Genomic DNA, 19,849 nt, shown 5'->3' with positions numbered 1-19,849 from the left:
GAGAAGCTGCATAATGTGCAGGATTTCGATTGGGAAGAGAGCAGACAGAGAGCCGAACGCAGAAGACAGAGGGGAATGAACCGTATCTATGAGTAACGAAAACAGGCTTGCCGCTGCAACAAGAGAAGAGTTGAGAAATTGGCTGCTGGTGAACAGCACGGCGGAAGGTTGTTGCTGGGTAGAGGTCAGTATGAAGCCGCTCCCGGATACGCTGCTGTACCTGGACGCCGTAGAAGAAGCGCTGTGCTTCGGCTGGATTGACGGGGTGAAGAAGGTGAACGCTGAAGGCAAGCTGATGCAACGGCTGTCTCCACGCAGCAAGCGGAGTTCATGGACGGAGCTTAATAAAGAGCGTGTCCGCCGCCTTGAGAAGCTGGGGTTGATGCGCGAGGAAGGCAGGCGGGTACTGCCGGATATGGACATCCAGTCTTTTAGCATACACAAAATTATCGAAGAACGGCTGAACGAGGATGCGCAGACGGCTCAGAACTTCATGGCTTTTCCGGCACTGTATCAGCGGGTGCGGATCGACACCATCCAGAGCTATATCCATCAGCCCGAACTATTCCAGAGCAGACTGGAGAAGTTCATCACAAGCACCCGGGAGAATATAATGTACGGGCAGTGGCATGACAACGGGCGTCTGCTTGATTATTAGTTCTGCTGTACTCCTATAGCGTTCTGGATCTGATTCCGCAAACGGTGGGGTGTAGATGCGGATGTGCGATTGCGAGTTGAAAGTATGCGGTTTGAAAGTAACTGGGGTTTGCTTCAGGATGATAAGGAATTAGTTGGAAAAACGCAGCTTAATCTGGCTCATTTGGAGCGTTCGCGGAAATTAAGTGGATTAATGTTATTTATTCTCGTGCATTTTCCTTCATTATTCTGATTCCAGCATATTAAGTGCTTTTTTTCCAACTACGACTGTATTTGTACCCTTCCGCCCCTGAACAAGTGTTGAAAATCCAACTATTTCCTGAAGCAGCTCTGGTCCAGGCGCTGGCGCAGATGTTGAGGCTAAGCGGATGTATGCGGAAAACCGAATACAATACGCTACGCGAAGGTAATCAGGCCGGATGTATGCGGAAAACCGAACATATTTCGCTGCGCGAAGGCGATCGGGGCAAATGTATACCGAAAACCGAATACATTTCGCTGCGCGAAGGTAATCGGGGCAAATGTATGCGGAAAACCGAATACATTACGCTACGCGAAAGTAATCGGGCCGGATGTATGCGGAAAACCGAATACATTACGCTACGCGAAGGTAATCGGGGCAAATGTATGCAGAAAACCGAATACATTTCGCTGCGCGAAGGCGATCGGGCCGGATGTATGCGGAAAACCGAATACATTTCGGCTGCGCGAAGGTAATCAGGGCCGATGTATGCGGAAAACCGAACACAATACGCTGCGCGAAGGTAATCGGGCCGGATGTATGCGGAAAACCGAATACATTACGCTACGCGAAGGTAATCGGGGCAAATGTATGCGGAAAACCGAATACATTACGCTACGCGATAGTAATCGGACCGGATGTATGCGGAAAACCGAATACATTACGCTACGCGAAGGTAATCGGGGCAAATGTATGCAGAAAACCGAATACATTTCGCTGCGCGAAGGCGTTCGGGGCAAATGTATGCGGAAAACCGAACATATTTCGCTGCGCGAAGGCGATCGGGGCAAATGTATGCGGAAAACCGAATACATTTACTGTTAATGTTACTGGCGTGGTGCAGACGCTGGCGCAACAGCCATGCCCATGCCCAGCCCATACTGCTCCCGCCCTCTGGAATCGCTCAATTTGAGCGATTCACTTCCATATCATAACAGTCCCCCGTAACCGGGGGGCTGTCCTCATTCAGCCGCCGCTTCACTCACTCCCGGCGGTACACCCAGCAACCGGCCTGGCACAGCGCCGTCAGCGCAAGCCCGGCAGCGCCGGTGCCGGTGCGGCGGATCAGCGCCAGATCCGCCGGCGCTCCTGCGGCCAGGCCCGCGGCCGCAGGCAGGGCCATGAAGCCTGCCGGCTGCACGGACGCCATGTCCCAGGCGTCCGGCAGGCTGGCCAGGCCCGCGGCGCTAAGGCGCGCGATGTGGCGCAGCAGCATCTGCGCCGAACCCGCCAGCAGCCCGGGCTCGCCGGCGAGATGCAGCCGGCCCGCCGGGGTCAGCACGACACGGCCGCCGACCGGCGTGTCATAGCTGCCGGGCGCAAGCCCGGCCAGGGCAACGGCATCGCTGACCAGCAGTGCCTGCCGGCCCTTGACCTTCATCGCCACCTTCAGCACCTCATCCGGGAGGTGGAAGCCGTCGGCGATCAACGTGCACCACAGCGCCTCTTCCGCGAGCTGGGTCCACAGGTAGTTCGGATGGCGCGGCAGCATGGCATGGGCGCCATTGCCCAGATGCGTGGACAGCCGCGCTCCGGCGGCCACCGCTCCGGCAATCTGCGCGGCATCCGCTGACGTATGCCCGATCGAGACCGTCACTCCCTGCCGTACGCAGTGGCGGATGAATTCCGCGCTCCCCTCCCATTCGGGGGACAGCGTCACAATGGAGATGCGTCCGCCCGCCGCCGCCTGCCACTGATCGAACAAGGCCGTGTCCGGCGGACGGATGTGCTCCAGCGCGTGTGCCCCGCGCGGCCCGTCCTCCGGCGAGAGAAACGGGCCTTCCAGATGGATGCCCTTGATCGTCGCAGCGCTGGCTTCATCCTCCTCACAGGCCCGGGCAATCGCCCGCATTGCTCCGAGAATCGTATACGGAGCGCCGGTAATGACAGTCGGGTAGAAGCCGGTTACCCCCTCCTTCCACACAGCGCGGACAGCCTCCTTAACGACCGCTGCGCTCAGCGCCGGATGGTTGAAGTCATATCCGCCGTAGCCGTTGATCTGCAGATCGACTAGACCCGGTGCAACAATTGGAAGCCCCTCTCGTTCCTCCAGCGGCAGCTCCCGTATGCCCAAGGCTTCAATGGCAGCGATCTCCCCATCCTCCACAGTAACCCGGACCGGTTCGCCTGTCCGGTAATGCAGCGCGTCAATGTTCATGAGAAGACCGCCCCGAAGGAGTCAGTATCCACAAACATCCGGCAATCCCCATGCTCCCGCAAGATGGTGGACGGACATGCTGTAGAGATAGATTCATGCAGTGTGCGGGTAACCGCACCGCGCTTGGAAGCGCCCGGCACCATGCAGAACAGCCATTGCGCGGACAGCAGGACCGGAATCGTCAGCGTCAAGGCCTGCTGCGGCACTTCCGCCAGGCTCGCGAAGCATCCGTCATTCACCTGCTGGTTCCGGCAGACCTCATCCAGCACCACCAGCTTCACGGGAAGCGGGTCATTGAAGTCGGCCACGGGCGGATCATTGAAGGCCAGGTGGCCATTCTCCCCGATGCCGAGGCAGACTATATCTATCGGCGCTTCCGCCAGCAGCCGTCCGTAACGCTCAGCTTCGGCTTCCGCACCGGCGGCAGGATTCAGATAATGGACCGTTCCCGGCGAGACCTTGCCGAACAGCGCCTCCCGGAGGAAGGTGCCGAAGCTCTGCGGCGAGCCTGCCGGCAGGCCGACATATTCATCCATATGAAATGCGGTAATCCGGCTCCAGTCCAGATCCGGCGCAGCGGCAAGCTCCGCAAGGAATTCATTCTGGGAGGGTGCAGCGGCGAACACGATCCGCACCTGGGCCTTGGAGGCCAGCAGCGCCCGGATGGCCGCCGCCGCCTCACGCCCGGCAGCAGCTCCGAGCTGTGAGCGGTTCTCGTATACGCGGACAAGCATGGCGCCCGACAGTTCTGTATGAATCGGTTTGATGTTCAGCATGGGTAGTGCCTCCTTGTGCCTGGTGTCTGTGCGGACCGGTTGCCTTCCTCCCCCCGGAATTCTCCGGGTGTAGTGCCTGTATGCAGCTTGAAGAGCTTCGTGAAATAGCTTTTATTCTCATATCCAAGCTGCTCGGCAACCTGCTCCACACTCTGTGGAGACTGGTCCAGCCATTCCTTGGCCTGCTCCATTTTGGTATGGGTAACATAGTGGATGAAGCTCATTCCGGTTTCTTTTTTGAACAGCCGGCTGAAATAGCTTGAATTCAAATGCGTGTATTCCGCCACCTCCTCCAGGGTGATTTTACGGTTCAGATGGCGGTCAACATACTGTTTCACCTTCTTGATCTCATCCCGGCGGGTCTCCTGATACATCTCGCGGATCACCGGCAGGCGTTCGTTGAAGAATTGTAGGGACCATTCCTCCAGATGATCGATATGATCAATCGCCGTTAGGGTATCATGCAGCAGCTCCAGGGAAAAGGTGGACTGGAATTGCTGGCGGGCAATCAGCCGCATCTGGTTATCGTAGAGCAGCTTGAGCATCCACTCCTTCACCTGGCGCGGCGCATACCGTCTGGCACGGATATAATCCATCCATTTCGACAGCAAGGCCGCAAGCCTGTCGGCCGCCTCCTCCAGGAAGGCCTCACGGATCTCCTGCGAGGCTTCGGCATAATGGAGGAACAGATCCTCCTCCGTGAACGGCAGGAGCGTCTTCAGACTGCTCAGCTCGCCCGGCTTCAGATAGAAGGCATATTCACGGCCTTGACTAAGCAGCTCAATGATCCCTTCCCGGAAATGCCCGCCGCCCGCCGGTATACACAAATATTGAAAGGAAGCCGTAACCCCCGGCAGCGCTTGAATCGCGGAACGCAGCCTGCCGAGCATAGAGATATGGCCTGAGTCCGCGCCATTGCCCATCCCGCCGCTGAAGACGAGCACACAATCGCGCCCGCTGTAGGGCAGGCATACGGCAGCGGTGTCCTCCTGCCGCACGGCTTCGGCGGCGGACTCCACACATGACATTAGCGCAAGCTCCTCCGCTTCGTTCTCCCCGGCGTTGCCGCTGATCCGGCAGAGCACGGCTACATGGGCCGTGAGATCCGGCAGAATTCCCAGCTCGGCAGCATCCGCCCGCCATTCGCTGTCCGGCAGCTCCCGGGCAGCCATGCGCCGCAGCACACTTTGCTTCAGCAGCACCTTCTGGTTCTCGGCCATGCTTTTCCACTTCTGCGTCTGGGCTTTGTCGGCATCCCGGCGGCGCAAATCGTCGCCCAGCTCCCGCAGCAGCCCGGTAATCAGCTCGCGGCTGATCATCTCCTTCAGGATATAGTCGCTCACCATCAGCTTCACCGCCTGCTGGGCGTACGTGAAGTCATCCATGCAGGACAATACCACTACACGCAGCTCTTCGCTGCGCAGCTTCAGCTCGCGGATCAGCTCCAGACCATCCATATAGGGCATTCCAATATCCGTAATGACAATATCGGGCATACCGGCCTGCGCTTTCTCCAGGGCAACCAGACCATTCTTGCAGGCAGAATGCAGCGTTAATCCAAGCTCGTCCCACGGGATCACCGCCGAGAGAAAGTCCAGTACCGGCTGATCATCATCCACCAGCATTACGCTATACATCGCTTCCACGCTCCCTTTCATAGCCTTGATCCGGAATCTCTTCAGGCAGCTCGAACCGGAAGGTAGTCCCTTGACCGGGCAGGCTGTTAATCGTGATCTGGAAGGCAGCACCGTAAGTCAGATACAGCCGCTCATAGACATTGGACATTCCGATATGGGCCAGTCTGCTGGACGGCATCGCTTCCTTCTCTTGCCATTCAGAGCTTAACTCGGCCCGCAGGCGGCCCAGGGTCACCTCATCCATCCCCTGCCCGTTGTCTTCGATCTCGATCAGCAGCCGGTGATCCTGCGTCCGGGTCCGGATCAGAATACGTCCGCTCTCCTGATGCAGGCCGTGAATGTAGGCATTCTCGATGACCGGCTGCAGCAGGAACCGGGGGATTTTCACGCCAAGGCTCTCCGAGGTGCAGTCTGTATCCAGCGTAACCTCCTCGGACTGGCGGAAATTCAGCAGCTCCACATAACTCCTGACAATATGCAGCTCATCATGCAAAGTCGTGTACTCGTCCCGCTGTTGAATGGTCATCCGCAGCAGCCGGGAGAGCGAGAACAGCAGCTCCGCATTCTCCTCATCGCCGCGCATTATGATGCGCAGGCGGATCGAATTCAGAATATTGAACAGGAAATGGGGATTGATCTGCGATTGCAGCATCGCCAGCTCGGCCTTGCGCTTCTGCGCCTGCTCCACCTTGATCTGGATAATCATCCGTTCCACCCGGTCCAGCATATGGTCGAAGGACTTACCCAGCCGTCCGATCTCATCATAGCCGCGAACGCCTGAGCGGATGCCCAGCTCTCCCCGGTCCACCCGCGCTGCGACCTGATCCAGCCGGATCACCGGCTTCGTGAACTGCCGGACCAGCAGAACCAGGATCAGCAGGAAGAAGGCGCCCGATACGATCTGCACAGCACTGCTCCAGCGGTGGGTTGCACTGATCTGGCTCACGGCCTCGCGGTATGGCGCAAGGCTGACAATCCGGTAATTCCCGTAGGGAATCTCCAGGCTGCTCAGCAGATATTGCTCGCCCCGGTAATCCATGAACCCGGAATCCGCTGAATGCTTCACAGCATCCATAAGCGCGAACGGCTGGCCCAGCCGGGTCTTGTCCCTGGAGGCAAGGACGGTTCCGTCGGGCGCAATCAGCAGCGTCTCCTGCCCCTGCCGGTTATCATTAAAAATCTGGCTGATCCGGCTCTCGGCAATACTGATGATCAATGTTGCATAGGTTGAATCGGAGGACAGCTTGAGATTCCTGGCAATGGTCAGCACCTGCGGGCTGCTTGGGGCAGCGGTCGGGATATAGTTGGCAAGCACACCCGCCCAATACAGCTCGAAGGCAGGCTGCTGACGGGCCTGTTCCATCCAGGGCTGCTTCAGCAGTGCGCCGACATCCAGCTTGGCGTAAGCATAGTTTGAATAATATTGTCCATCTGAGGTGAGGACGGTGACGAACGTTTTTTCCATCATGGAGGTGACGCTGTTCAGCTTGTCCGTAACCTCTTTGAAATCGAGAATGTGCTTGGCGTTATCAGGCTCGTGCAGCTTATTGCGCTGCCAGTTTTCTTTGAGAATAAGAGTGATGCCGGGGTCGAACTGGATATAATTCGCCACCAGCACCATATTGCTGAGAAGGTTAGAGATATATAGGCTCTCCTGCTCCAGCGAACGGCGTTCATTCTGAATCACCTGGGAGCGGAGGATATGCTCGGTGTAGGAATTGGAGATATACAAGGTAATAGAGGCGGGAAGCAGCAGACAGAGCAGAGAAGCGACGAGCAGCTTATTGCGAAAACCGAGTCTCCATCCTCTAGGCAGCAATGGCAATCCCCCTTCACAATCAGACTATCGTTTTCTATGCCTCTATCATATCAGCTTTCCGCCTCCAGCAGCTCATTTCAATCTATTATTTCGGGTAAAAAAGGGCTATTCCGCGCTTCCAATTTTTTACTTGTTGGCATCTACAATCTTCTGCAGCTCTGCCTGTGCTTTGCTGATCGTAGTCTCCAGATCCTGCTGTTTCAGGATGTACAGCTCGGTTTCTTTGGTAAAGGCCGTTTCCAGCTCTCCCTGATAGGTCGGCGGCACGCTGAGCGGTGCGGGCTTGGCATTCTTGATTACATAGGCCAGTGAGCTCTCGTCAATATTGTCGGGGCTGATGGCACCTGATTTGACGCCTGCAATGAACTTGTCCACATCCTGCTTCTTCCATGCGGAATATACATTCTGCATCTGCTCGCCCTCTGTGGAGTACCAGCGGATGAAATCATAAGCTTCCTGCTGATGGCCCGACTTCTCCAGGATGCCTACATAGTTGCCGTTGGCAATGCTGACTCCCGCAGGTTGTCCGGCACTGTTCGACGGCATGGGAGCGAACGCGGTGGTGAAGGTCGCCGGGAATTCCTCCGAGCCTCCTGCTTCGCCGATCATCCAGTTGCCCGTTACGATCATCGCGGCATGTCCGGTGAAGAATTCCGAGCGGTAAGCGAGCTTCTGGGAGATGGTGTCGGCATACGGCACCGCTACTCCCGATGCCTCTGCCTTGCTGCGCAGCTCCAGCGATTGACGGATCCCCGCACTGTCGATATTCACGACACCATTGTTGACCAGATTATTGTCCTTCTCCTGGTTGATGACGGCCAGCTCCCAGTACATAGCCCAGGTATGGAAATACGTACCGAAGGTCTTGGACGGCCCGGTGCCGCTGGTCAGCTTGGCTGCGTAATCCAGATAATCGTCCCAGCTCCATTCGGTGGGAACGGCTAAGCCTGCCGCATCCAGCTTGTCCTTGTTCAGCAGGACGAAATAATTCTCCAGCGTATCCGGCAGGGCATACACTTTACCGTCAACGGACGGATCAACTGTATACTCATCTGTCAGCGTGATGCCTTCCTTGCTGATCAGATCATTCAGCGGAGCCAGCAGTCCGAGTCCGGCACGCTGTGAATAGTCGGTGGCCCCCGGCATGAAGACCACATCCAGGTTCTCGCCGGATGCGACGAGCAGATCCAGCTTCTTCATCCCGGCCACCGAATCGCCGTTGTCAGCCAGCTCCACGTATTCCAGGGTAACTCCCGGATGGGCATCCTCGTACGCCTGCAGAATCGGTTCCATATCCGCCGCAGGCGACCAGTTGGCGACCTTGATCGTTACCGCTTCCGCGGAAGGTGCGGCACTCGCCCCCGCCTCCGGCGCGGCCGTACTGCCAGAAGTTGGAGCTGCACTATTAGTGTTTGAATTGCCGCAGCCCGCCAGGGCTACCAGAAGCACGATGATCCATACCAGAGCGAACACATTCTTTTTCATAACTAACACCCCTTCTAATGTGGTCTACAGTTCCATGCAGTTCTCATGTACTCCCTTAACCGTCCTATCCGCCCGCCTGTCTTCCGGTTATGCAGCTTCCGGGAACTTGCCAGCCCTCACCCCTTCACCCCCCCCAAGGAAATCCCTTCGATAACCTGCTTCTGCCCGAGGATGAACACCACCAGCAGCGGTACAATCGCCGAGACAGAAGCCGCCATGATCAGTGAATAAAAGGCTCCGTTACGGTCAGCGAAGGCATTCATGCCCAGCTGAAGCGTATAGAGAGTCTTGCTGTTCAGGAAGACCAGCGGCGTCTGGAAGTCATTCCAGGTCCAGATGAACCGCAGAATGGCATAAGTGGCAATCGCGGGCCGGACCAGCGGGAACAGAATCGAGAGGAAGATGCGGATATGTCCCGCGCCGTCGATCTGCGCCGATTCGATATACTCATTCGAGAGTGAAGCGAAAAACTGGCGGAGCAGAAAGGTACCCAGTACGCTGAACCCGCCCAGCAGAATCAGGCCCAGATGCGTATCGTACAGGCCGGTGGAGCGGAAGATAATGAACAGCGGCACCAGCGTGGCTTCCGCTGGAATCATATAAGTCGCCAGCACCACTACGAACAGTGCATTTCTGCCGGGAAAGCGGATTTTGGTGAAGCCGTAGGCCGCCATGCTGGACACCGCTACGGAGAGAAGTGTCGTGAGCGCCGTGACTTTAATTGAGTTCCAGTAATACAGGGTGAAGTTGGCCTTGCCGAACCAGACGGAATGGTAGTTGAATGCCGCCCTCCATGTCTGCGGAATCCATTCGATCGGATATTTGAAAACATCGGCCTCAGGCTTGAGCGAAGCGGACAGCATCCATATAAAAGGGAGCAGAAATACGATGCCCAGCAGCGCCATGATCAGGGTGATGATGGCTTTTCCCCAGTCCAGATTGCCTATTCTCACAGGTATGTGCCTCCCTTATCTAGTAATTGACCCAATAACGCTGTCCCAGCCACTGCAGGCCGGTAATGGCAAGCACGATGACGAACAGAATCATGACCATGGATGAAGCATAACCGGTCTGAAGATCGACGAATGCGGTCTGGTACATGTCGTACACAACGACAGAAGTAGAGTTAGCCGGTCCGCCGTCCGTCAGCACCTTGACCAGGGCGAAGGATTTGAAATTGCCGATAATGCCGGTCACGAGCAGGAAAAAGGTCGTCGGCGTCAGCAGCGGAAAAGTAATGGAGCGGAACTGGGCGAACTTCGACGCGCCGTCAATCGTCGCCGCTTCATACAGATCGGCCGGAATATTCTTGATCCCGGCAATGTAGATAATCAGCGAGACCCCGAGGTCAATCCAGATCATCAGCAGCATGACCGATGGAAGCGCATACGTTGGATCGGCCAGCCATTTGGGCGGATTGTCCACCCCGAGCGCCGACAGGAATCCGTTGACCGGACCGTACGAAGGATGGAAGAGTACCTGCCACACTACCGCCACAGCCACTACACTGGATATCTGGGGCATGAAGTAGATGACCTTGAATACACCTGGCGCATACACATGGCTCGTGATCATAACCCCCAGGATCAGCGCGATCGCCATCCCGATGGGTACGGCCAGCAGCATAATGAAGTTATTGCCCAGTGACTTCAGGAACACCTCATCCTGAAACAGCTGGCGGAAGTTATCCAGGCCGCTCCAGCGGATCTTGTCGAAGCCGGTGACAAACGACCATTTGGTGAAGCTGAGCATGAAGGAGAATATCATCGGAATCAGTGTGAATACCAGTACCCCCAGCAGCATGGGACCGGTGAAAAAGTAGCCCATCCCCGCTTCGATCCGTTTTCTTTTTCTGCTGCCGGCGGTTGGTTTATTATGAGACTGCGGTAAGGTAACTGACGTCTTCAAAGGCTCTGTCCCCCCTCTTGCGTGATCTTATCTCTCATTATAGAAAAGCAAAGAATGTTACATAAGCTACGATCCTGACCCGTTCAGAAAAATTTTTACCTGCCGAAGACGGGAGTTGTCCATTAGAGCGTCTGGTCCGGCATATCGCACTGAGGCGCGCTTATTCCGGATGAAAGTCTCCACTTGGGCCAAGGAACGGTCCGTTAGAAGCAAACTCGACCGGCCAAATCAGTCAAAAACGGTGCGGATTTGCGCAAAATAGTTGATTTACTTGGTTTCCCCGCTTTGTTATCTTCAAGGCAAGCACAAGCTTATGCTTACCAAACTTTTAGGAGGAATCCAGATGAACGTTAAGTCAGATATTATGTCCGCTTATATGGAAAGTATTGTAGAGCTGCTGAATGAGATACGGAGCGAACCGAAGGAGAAGCTGCTGGAAGTCGCAGAGCTGCTCGCGGATCATATTGCGGAGGACAAGCTGGTCTACCTCTACGGTCCGGGCGGCCATTCCAATATGAATGCAACCGAGGTTTTCTTCCGCGCCGGCGGGCTGATGCACATCAGCGCCATATTAGATGAAGGCACGATGATCTCGAACGGCGCCCTGCGCTCGATGGCGGTGGAACGCACTCCCGGCTACGGAACGCTTGTTATTGAAGACAACCGGCTGGGACAAGGCGATATTCTGATCCTTGCCAATGCTTACGGCATTAACACGGCCTGTGTCGATGCCGCTCTGGAAGCACGGCGCCGGGGAGTGACCACGATTGCCGTTACCTCGGTCGGCCATGCCGAAGCTACGCCCAAGGGTCATATTGCCCGCCACCCTTCAGGGCAGAATCTGTACGAGCTGTGCGACTATGTCCTGGACAGCAAGGTGAAGCCCGGCGATGCTGCGCTGCATATTGACGGGATTGAACCGAAGATGGGCTCGACCTCCACCTTCGCCAACGCTTTTCTGCTCAATTCCCTGATGATGACTACAGCGGCCTGTCTCGGGGCCAAAGGGATCGAGGTGCCGGTCTGGCGCAGCGGCAACGCTCCCGGCGGGGATGAGTGGAACAACCGCTTCATTGAACGCTTCAAGGGCCGGGTCCGCTGGCTATGAACCTTCAGCTGATTCCAGAGCCTCAGGTGGTGCAGAGCCGGGGAACGGAGCCGGTCAGCGGTATTCGCGGCTGGACGGTGCAGCTTCAGCTCCCCGTGAAGGATGTCCGGCTGCTCACGGCCGCGCAAAGGATATTCGCAGAGGTGACGGTGCGTACTACGCATGACGGCAGCGGTATATTCTCCCTGGTCACGGAGGGTACCCCGCTCAACCCGCTGCTGGCCCGGCGGGTTGAGGGCAAGCATGACGGCTATGTGCTGATTACAGACACGGACCGGATCGAGCTGTATGCGCTCAGCGCGTCCGGCCTGTTCTACGGGCTGAAGACGCTGGAACAACTGCTCCATACAGGCGGCGACAGGGTGCCCGCCCTAACCATTGCCGACTGGGCGGAGCTGAAGCTGCGCAGCGATTATCTCGATCTGCGCACAGTCTATCCGACCTATGAGCATATCCTGGAGTATATCGCGGAGCTGGCCGATTATAAGATCAATACACTGGTCATCGAATATGAAGACAAGCTGCCCTTCCGTAAGCTGGGCTTCCTGCGCCATCCTGAGCTTGCCTTCACGGAAGAAGAACATCAGCGGCTGCTGAAGACGGCACATGACCACTTCGTCACCGTGATTCCGAAGCAGCAGTCCTTCGGCCATCTGGAATATATTTTGAAGCATCCGGCTTATATCGGCCTGCGCGAGGTCCCGGAGACGGTCTCGGAGCTGTGTCCGCACCGCCCAGGCTCCTTCGAGATGATGGCCGGCATTCTGGAAGAAGTGGCTGCCCTTCATCCCCACAGCGACTATCTTCACCTTGGCTGCGATGAGGTCTGGACCCTTGGCACCTGTGAGGACTGCAAGCGGTCCGGGCTTACCCCGGAGGCTTCGTTCATCCGCTTCGTCAATCAGCTGGCGGAGAAGACGGTCAGCCTTGGCAAGCAGCCGATGATCTGGCATGATATGATCATGCATGCTACTGCGGAAGAGATTGCGGCGCTGGACAAACGGATTGTGGTCGTCGTCTGGATCTATGGCGGTCACCGGATGAAGGCCGATGCCCGGCTGATTCTTCATAAGCTGCGGGATGCGGGCATCGAGACCCTCGGCGCTTCCTCTGTCCGCTGCTGGGATGATAACGGGGACCAGAATTATCCGGTCATCCATAACCGGGTCAAGAATGTGCTGGACTGGATTGAGCTCGCCCGTTCCGAGCAGCTGGGCGGTATTATTCATACGAATTGGGGTTGCCCGTTCTCGCTGGGCAGTCCTTACGGGCTGTTCGAGACCTCGCGTTATCCGGCCTTCCTGGCCGCAGAGCAGAGCTGGAATGCCGGGGCAGATCTCTCTACCTTCCTGGTCCGGTTTCTGCACCGCTTCCACGGACTGCCCGCCGCTCTCCTAAGCGGGGAAGAATGGGCGGATTATGCAGTAACCGACTATTATGCCCTGATCCCGCAACTGCTGCCGGAGGTGAGAAAGAACCGCTTGACCGCCGAGCTGATCGACGCCATGATCCAGTATGAGATTCCGGCGCAGCGCCGATCCCCGCTGCATACCTTCCTCTTCCGGGGCGCAATGTCACCGGGCAGTGAGGAAGTGCTGACCTTCCTCCGGGACAAATACAGGAGCGGATACGGAGATCTGCTAAGAGCCAAGCAGCGGATGGAGACCGTGCTTGCCGAACTGCTTCCGCCGCAGATGGCGGAGCTGTTCATCCGCTCCCGGTTCTACCGGCCCGAACTATTTGAAGCGGACCTGCACGCCATGATTACCGATCTTGAGATCATAGAACAGAAAGCGGGGGATAGCTGATGCCTGATATGCTTGTGAAGTTATATGATCTGCCGGACAATGGGGCGCTGCTGGAGCGTCTGCGGGGACAAGGCATTGTTATTAAACGGGCGATGACCGGAGATAAGCAGGCCATTGTCGATTTTGTCGGCCGCCATTTCACGGAGAGCTGGCGGAATGAATGCGAGGTAGCCTTCGCCCACCTGCCCGTCCACTGCTATATCGCCGTGAAGCAGGGCGAGGTGATCGGCTTCGCCTGTCACGAGGTTGTAGTGAAGAACTTCTTCGGCCCGACCGGCGTGCTGGATGAGTACCGGGGGCTGGGCATCGGGAAGGCCCTGCTGCTGGAATGCCTGTCCGCGATGCACCAGAACGGCTACGGCTACGCCATCATAGGCTGGGTCGAGGACGCACTGGCCTTCTATGAGAAGACCGTCGGTGCGATAGCGATCCCTGACTCTTTTCCCGGGGTATTCCGCGACTTGATCAAACTGGGCTGAATCCGGCCCTGATACAGCACAACAGCGGCACCCCGGGGCTTAACCGTCCCGGGGTGCCGCTGTTTTTGTTGAGCATATACCCATCAATATATAGTCGGCACCATCCCTCCATCCATGCGGATAGGGGAACCTTTAAAGGCCGCCGCATAAGGACTGCATACAAAGGCAGCCAGCCTGCCGATTTCCACCGGCTTGATGAAGCGCTGTAATTCAGATTGCGGCAGATTGGCCGCCATGAATTTCTGCTCTTTTTCTGCAAAAGTTAAATTTTCGTCAGGATACATACCCTCAATGATGTGATGCACTTTTTCTGAGAGTGTAGGCCCGGGCATGATGGTATTCACTGTAACCTCTGTTCCTGCTGTCCCTTTAGATATACTTTTGGACAGGGACAGCAGCATGGATTTGGTCATCGCATATTGTGGCATTTGTCCTGAGGGCATGACCGCCTCTTCGCTGGCAATGAAGATCACACGGCCATAATTCCTGCTCAACATTCCAGGTAAATATAATTTCGTTAATCCGTTTGCAGCAAGCACATTCGTCCGGAAATACTTCTCCCAGATGTCATCGTCCACTTCCTCATACTGCATCAATTCATAAATGCCCATACTGTTGATCAGAATATCGACGCTGGGGAATTGGGCGAATACGGCTTGTCTTTGTTCAGGATCAGCCATATCGGCGGCAGCATTCTGAGGAGTGGTGGCCGGGTAATTCAGCTTCAATTCACGGACAGTCTGTTCTACCTCTTCCCTATTCCGCCCATTGACCAAGACGTTGACGCCTTCTTTGGCAAGCTCTATGGCGATAGCTTTTCCTATCCCCTTCGTTGATCCTGTAACTAGTGCTGTTGTGTTGTGTAATCCCATCTCCATAATGCACTTCTCCTTATTCATTCCTTGTTGTGTTGCGGATAGTGATTATATTATCTCGTTGGGATCGTTCAGTAACTAGCACCTTACGCCAAGCTTCTTGCCGGACACGCCAAAAAATACAGCTCCCCTCAGCGGCATTCCGGTGTTCAACTATTCAGGTGTTCCGCACGCCACTGTGAAGGCGTAACCCCTTCCCAGTGGCGGAAGCCACGGAAGAAAGAGTTCTGATCATCATACCCGATGAGATATGCCACCTCGTTAAGCTCAAGCGAAGGATTGGCCAAGTACCTCCGTGCCTGCTCATGTCTGACTTGTGTCAAAAGCTGCTTGAAGGTCGTATTCTCGCCAGTCAGCCGGCGCTGCAAGGTCCGCTCGCTCATAGCAAGCTCCTTCGCAACCGTCTGGAGGTCGGGGCTTCCGCCTGCGAGACTGTGTGCAATAATCACCCTGACCCTCCCGGATACAGAGAAGCTGCCAAGCTGTTCATCGAGTGAGCGGTCCAGTGCGGGAGCAAGGATCTCCAGCAGTTCTTCGTTATACGAAACAAAGGGAAGGTCCAGCTGGCTTGACAGCAGCGTCAACCGGTTATACTTCCCGCCTGTTTGGATCGCGCAGCCGAAATAAGCTTCGAGCACTTGTTCATCGCCCATGGAGTGGACAAATTCGGCGGCCTGCGCCTTCAAGGGCTGCCCGGTCCCCTTTCTTCCCAGCTCCAAGAGAAAAGCCAGCGTGATCCCCGCCAGCACCGGCGGACCGGGCAGCCCTGTATCCCCCCACTCCAGTTCAATGGTACACAGCCCGTTCTCTTCCGTCATCCGCAGGCTTTCGGGCGGACACATCTGTTTGTACCTGACCATGCGGTGCAGGGCATCGCGGTAGTCGCGGGCGTGATAAGTCGCTAATACGGCGGGCGGATACTGCGCGGTGTCAAAGGCGGCCGCAAGCCTGGTGATGCCTGATGCAAGATCCCCGGCAAGCTCGGAATACGCCTGCCAGATGGCGAAATATTGGGCAGTGGTAACTGTGGCTTCTGTTGTTATGGTTACAGGGAGCTGTGCCATGCGGGCTACGTCGGTTGCAGCAATCCCCAGGCGGCTTATCCCTGTCCAGAATCCCGGAGGCATTTTAACGCGTTCAGAGGGACGGGACTTCATAGGTGGGCCTCCTTTTGCCAGTTGCATTTTACAGTGTTATGGTTGTCTTAAGGCCTTATAAGAATACTCTTGTGCCCGTAATCATGTCTACCTTAATGTACAGCAATGGTACTTCTCTGCCTAATTTCACACATATTTCTTATTTTGTTTTAACATATAGGGATTACAATGGATTCAGATCATCACTGTACGGTGTTCATCATAACTAGTAGGAGGATCAATCATGCCTAATATCTGGATGCATATTGAATTCGGCCAGCAGCTGGCCGTAGAATTCAGCAGCCGTTTCACGTGTCTCCAGCTGCTGGAGCAACAGCAGCGTCTCTATAATCTCGGCTGTCAGGGTCCGGATTTCCTGCTGTATCACAGCTTTCTTCCATGGAGAAGAGATACCGGGGCACTTCATCTCGGAGACCAGATGCATACGCAGAGCTGCGGGCCTGTACTTGTTGATTTCTGGGAGGCTGCCCGGAGACTTGAAGGAACAGAAGCGGCTCAGGCCCAGCTCTATTTCCTCGGTTTCCTGACCCATCATCTGCTGGACCGTAACCTCCATCCCTATATTAACTGGAAGGCAGGCTATAAGTACCGTGCCCATCAGCGGTTTGAGATTGACCTGGATACTTTGTATATGAAGCGGCTGCACGGGATGAACACCTGGCAGCACGCTGCCTGGGCCACAATCGACACAGGTGCCCGGCTGCCTGAGCCGGTTCATCGCATTCTTCATACCACCGCCCTTAAGCATTATCCGGAGGCTATGGAGAGACTGCCCGCAGAGATCTGGCAGAGCTCATACCGCGATATGGTACTGGCTCAGAAATGCCTCTATGATCCGAAGGGCTGGAAGAAGGCTATCACCTGGGGCAGGACCCGCCGGCTGTTCTCACGGAAGCTCACTGCCCGCGAGGAACGGCTGGATTATCTCAATGAGCGGCACTCCCGGTGGCGGCATCCGGCGCTATATTCCGAGGTGCGGACGGAATCTGTGTGGGAGCTGTGGGACGAGGCTCTTGCAGAGGGGCGGACTGTACTCGGCGCGCTTGCCGATTGGCTGGACTCTACGGAGGACTCCGCCGCGGCAAGCCGTAAGCTCGGGCAGTTCACACTGGCACTGGGCAACCGTTCTTACGATACCGGCAAGGACTGCAGCATGAACCTGCAGAACCAATACGCTGAACCCATTTGGACAAGTATCCCGAGCGGTTGAACGCGGTGAACCGGCAGCCAGTCAGGAGTCTGGCTTCACGCCTCACCTCTTTTTCCGGCTGAATCCGAAGGATAGATCTGTCCGATTGGAGGCCAACGCCAGCAGCTAGTTGCCAGCGGCTAGTTGCCAGCGGCCAGTTGCCAGCGACCAGTTGCCAGCGACCAGCGGCCAGCGGCCAGTAAGTGGAATTATGTATCTTAATCCTGCGATTTCTGTCCGATGTACGGCAGCAAGTGGAAAAATGGCATCTACTCACATTGGTTTTTGCTACTTGGGATGAAATCTGCTTATTTAAGTGCTGTTTGTCCAACTCCTGTTACCGCAAGGGCCTTTCGCTCCCTAATAAGTGTAGAAAATCCAACTGCTATATAAGGCGCACCCTTTTTCCTGTCAGTATATTTTTAAGTTCAATCTGTATATTCCTCCCGGTTTTTCGGCTTCCCGCCCGGCTACTCCCCCAAACAGAGAAAAATAGAAGGATAAATTATAGGTTTCACCTGAAATTCATCCTCCTATTTCCACAAAACGCCCGGTTGCCCGGGCGCTCAGCACAATCTATCCCCTATTCTGCTATTCCGCAGATGATTACAGCGGAGCGGGAGGAGTAATCTCGGGCGGGGCCGGCGGCACCATATCCGGCTTCTCCGGCGGGACGATCTCGGGATGCTCCTCAGGTACAATCTCCGGCGGAGTGACAACCGGTTCCGGGAGGATATCCGGCTTCACATCGGGAACAACCTTCGGCGGAACCTCTGGCGGCAGATCTTTATTCATATCTTAACCCTCCTTCATTCCTGATATCACTTGTATACCCGATTCGTTCCTGCTTAAACAATGTAGCCCTGGTTTGTGCGGGAATGCTTTTTGCTATTGTTCACCGTTTCTACCCATCACACTATTGACCACCGGTGCAATGACTTATATTATACAACTATGACAATAACCTAAATAATGGAATTCGATTAGGCGGTGATTCCTTGAAGCCAGCAACAACGATTCGCAGTCATCTAGAGGCTTATCTGTATACTCAGCAAATGTCCATTAATCAATTCTCCATACAGTCCGGCATTAATTCCGGCACCTTAAGCCGTCTGCTTAGCGGCCAGCAGCCTATTGCTATGAATCATCTGAAGTTGATCACCCGGGGAATGGGATTGCCTGAGGACTATTTCTATAGTATGTATGTCGATGAGTGCTTCTTATATTCAGCACCGACCTGGCGGCGTCTGCGGCCCTTCATTCTGAATTCAGCAGAGCTGGGGCGGCTGGACTGCATTGAGCTTGTAGTCAAGAATCTGCTGGACAACCTGATCTATGCTCCCATGCTGTTCGAGGTGGCCGAGGGGTTATTTCACGAGCATCAGTGGGAAGCGGCGGCTGTCCTGTACAAGAATGTAAGCACCAGCGAAAAGTATCAGCATTCCGAGCGTCTGGCCATTTGCCAGTACCGTCTGTTCCGCATTGCTGTGGGCGATAGCCAAACTCTCAATTTGCAGGCCGCCCTCCTGTTCGAATGTTATATTGACCGGCTGGAGGTGATGGATCAGCTGGAGGGGCTGAAGCATCTGATGCATGTCTATTACTCGCTGCACAAGTGGGACAAGGTCGATGAGCTGGCCCAGGAAATGCACCGTCTAGCTAAGCTAAGCTACCGCCATCTGCATCGTTCAGAGCGCAAGGACAAGCATGACAAGTCTCCGGAGAAGCCGCTTTTTTTCTATGTGCTGTATTCTCATCTCATGCGTGCAAGTGTCTGTGAAGAGCACAGGGATTATGAATCGGCGTTGAAATACGTATCTCTGTATATGGATAAGAGCTGGATTCTGGAGAACGGGGAAGAAGACCGGCGAATCCTGGAGCAATTTCAGGAGTGGGGTACGGCCAATACGCTTCTCTACCGCATGATGTCCGGCGATTATGGGGTGCTTCCTGAATATGTGGCATATATCGCTCCACATGCCAATGAGATCTTCGTGGCCCTGTACCATATTATGATCTCAGCTAACCGCTTCTCCTGGAATGTAGACGAGATCCTGGAGCAGTTCCCTTCCTATATTCCCTACCGGACCAATCTGAGAGACTTCGGGCTGCTGCACAATCAGCAGATTCTGGCTGACCAATATTCTACCTTTCTAGCTGAACTAGCCTTGTATTTCTTACGTCATCAACGTCAGGAGGGCATTGGATTCCTGCTTCAAAGTCTAGAAACCTCTGCTAAAATCAAGAGTGAGAGCATAATCATTAAATGTGTTAATCTGTTTGAACAATTCCGGCAGCAGGCCAGTGAAGATCAGACGGAGCAATACAAACTTCTGATTGGAGAGGTGCAAGAATCCAATGACAAGAAAATTGATCATGCTTCTAGTTTCGTGTAGCTTGGCAGTTATAGCCATTCTCCCTCTTGAGGGTTATGAATCTGTAACAGATGCTACAGCACAATCTGTGTTTCAGCCTATGGGACACGGGACGGGAAATGGCTGAGTAGCCGTAATGACCGTTGCACCAAGCGGAAACGGCTTTGCCGTCCTTTT

The 19,849-nt window shown here is 55.3% G+C and carries 16 protein-coding genes; 6 read left to right on the top strand and 10 right to left on the bottom strand.

Going from position 1 to position 19,849, the window contains the following annotated elements:
* Positions 1 to 88: 88 nt before the first annotated feature.
* The gene (locus HQN87_RS25440) at positions 89 to 658 is read left to right on the top strand and encodes a YdeI/OmpD-associated family protein (protein WP_173139053.1); all 570 of its coding nucleotides are present in this window, start codon (positions 89 to 91) and stop codon (positions 656 to 658) included.
* A gap of 1,222 nt (positions 659 to 1,880) precedes the next feature.
* On the opposite strand, the gene HQN87_RS25435 is transcribed toward HQN87_RS25440, so the two are convergent.
* The 7 genes from HQN87_RS25435 to HQN87_RS25405 all read right to left on the bottom strand — a co-directional run bounded on the left by HQN87_RS25435 (position 1,881) and on the right by HQN87_RS25405 (position 10,600).
* Positions 1,881 to 3,056, bottom strand: a complete 1,176-nt coding sequence (locus tag HQN87_RS25435; RefSeq protein WP_173139051.1) for an N-acetylglucosamine-6-phosphate deacetylase — start codon at positions 3,054 to 3,056, stop codon at positions 1,881 to 1,883.
* Positions 3,053 to 3,832 carry a 6-phosphogluconolactonase gene (locus HQN87_RS25430; RefSeq protein WP_173139049.1) on the bottom strand — a complete coding sequence of 260 codons (780 nt, stop codon included), beginning with the start codon at positions 3,830 to 3,832 and terminating at the stop codon, positions 3,053 to 3,055. Before HQN87_RS25430 ends, HQN87_RS25435 begins: the two co-directional genes overlap by 4 nt.
* Positions 3,826 to 5,490 (bottom strand): response regulator transcription factor, encoded by a 1,665-nt coding sequence (locus tag HQN87_RS25425; RefSeq protein WP_173139047.1) that lies wholly within the window; start codon positions 5,488 to 5,490, stop codon positions 3,826 to 3,828. The genes HQN87_RS25430 and HQN87_RS25425 overlap by 7 nt, the downstream gene beginning before the upstream one ends.
* Positions 5,462 to 7,288, bottom strand: a complete 1,827-nt coding sequence (locus HQN87_RS25420; RefSeq protein WP_173139045.1) for a cache domain-containing sensor histidine kinase — start codon at positions 7,286 to 7,288, stop codon at positions 5,462 to 5,464. Before HQN87_RS25420 ends, HQN87_RS25425 begins: the two co-directional genes overlap by 29 nt.
* Before the next feature lie 126 nt (positions 7,289 to 7,414).
* Positions 7,415 to 8,773: an ABC transporter substrate-binding protein gene (locus HQN87_RS25415; protein ID WP_173139043.1), complete on the bottom strand. Its 1,359-nt coding sequence runs from the start codon at positions 8,771 to 8,773 to the stop codon at positions 7,415 to 7,417.
* A 116-nt stretch (positions 8,774 to 8,889) separates the two neighbouring features.
* Entirely contained in the window at positions 8,890 to 9,678 is a 789-nt protein-coding gene (locus tag HQN87_RS25410; RefSeq protein WP_173139144.1) for a carbohydrate ABC transporter permease, read from the bottom strand.
* A gap of 67 nt (positions 9,679 to 9,745) precedes the next feature.
* Entirely contained in the window at positions 9,746 to 10,600 is an 855-nt protein-coding gene (locus HQN87_RS25405; protein WP_173139146.1) for a carbohydrate ABC transporter permease, read from the bottom strand.
* Between the two features lie 424 nt (positions 10,601 to 11,024).
* Between HQN87_RS25405 and HQN87_RS25400 the strand changes: the two genes are divergently transcribed.
* Genes HQN87_RS25400 through HQN87_RS25390 form a run of 3 tightly spaced genes read left to right on the top strand, consistent with a single transcriptional unit; the run spans position 11,025 to position 14,076 of the window.
* Positions 11,025 to 11,789, top strand: coding sequence for a sugar isomerase domain-containing protein (locus HQN87_RS25400; RefSeq protein WP_173139034.1), 765 nt, complete (start codon positions 11,025 to 11,027; stop codon positions 11,787 to 11,789).
* Positions 11,786 to 13,597, top strand: coding sequence for a family 20 glycosylhydrolase (locus tag HQN87_RS25395; protein ID WP_173139032.1), 1,812 nt, complete (start codon positions 11,786 to 11,788; stop codon positions 13,595 to 13,597). The genes HQN87_RS25400 and HQN87_RS25395 overlap by 4 nt, the downstream gene beginning before the upstream one ends.
* Positions 13,597 to 14,076 (top strand): GNAT family N-acetyltransferase, encoded by a 480-nt coding sequence (locus tag HQN87_RS25390; protein WP_173139030.1) that lies wholly within the window; start codon positions 13,597 to 13,599, stop codon positions 14,074 to 14,076. The genes HQN87_RS25395 and HQN87_RS25390 overlap by 1 nt, the downstream gene beginning before the upstream one ends.
* A gap of 83 nt (positions 14,077 to 14,159) precedes the next feature.
* Here HQN87_RS25390 and HQN87_RS25385 read toward each other — a convergent pair whose 3' ends face one another.
* Positions 14,160 to 14,954, bottom strand: a complete 795-nt coding sequence (locus HQN87_RS25385; protein WP_173139028.1) for an SDR family NAD(P)-dependent oxidoreductase — start codon at positions 14,952 to 14,954, stop codon at positions 14,160 to 14,162.
* A gap of 146 nt (positions 14,955 to 15,100) precedes the next feature.
* Entirely contained in the window at positions 15,101 to 16,108 is a 1,008-nt protein-coding gene (locus HQN87_RS25380) for an AraC family transcriptional regulator (RefSeq protein WP_173139026.1), read from the bottom strand.
* A 223-nt stretch (positions 16,109 to 16,331) separates the two neighbouring features.
* On the opposite strand from HQN87_RS25380, the gene HQN87_RS25375 reads away from it, so the two are divergent.
* Positions 16,332 to 17,318, top strand: coding sequence for a zinc dependent phospholipase C family protein (locus tag HQN87_RS25375; RefSeq protein ID WP_173139024.1), 987 nt, complete (start codon positions 16,332 to 16,334; stop codon positions 17,316 to 17,318).
* Between the two features lie 585 nt (positions 17,319 to 17,903).
* Here the strand turns inward: HQN87_RS25375 and HQN87_RS25370 are convergent.
* Positions 17,904 to 18,092: a hypothetical protein gene (locus HQN87_RS25370; RefSeq protein ID WP_173139022.1), complete on the bottom strand. Its 189-nt coding sequence runs from the start codon at positions 18,090 to 18,092 to the stop codon at positions 17,904 to 17,906.
* Between the two features lie 203 nt (positions 18,093 to 18,295).
* On the opposite strand from HQN87_RS25370, the gene HQN87_RS25365 reads away from it, so the two are divergent.
* Entirely contained in the window at positions 18,296 to 19,693 is a 1,398-nt protein-coding gene (locus HQN87_RS25365) for a transcriptional regulator (RefSeq protein ID WP_173139020.1), read from the top strand.
* Positions 19,694 to 19,849: the final 156 nt, after the last annotated feature.

Origin of the sequence: Paenibacillus tritici (assembly GCF_013204885.1) — a bacterium.
GTDB classification, from domain to species: Bacteria; Bacillota; Bacilli; order Paenibacillales; family Paenibacillaceae; genus Paenibacillus_AQ; species Paenibacillus_AQ tritici.
The sequence above is the reverse complement of the archived record's forward strand: the minus strand, read 5'-3'. Positions and strand labels throughout refer to the sequence as shown.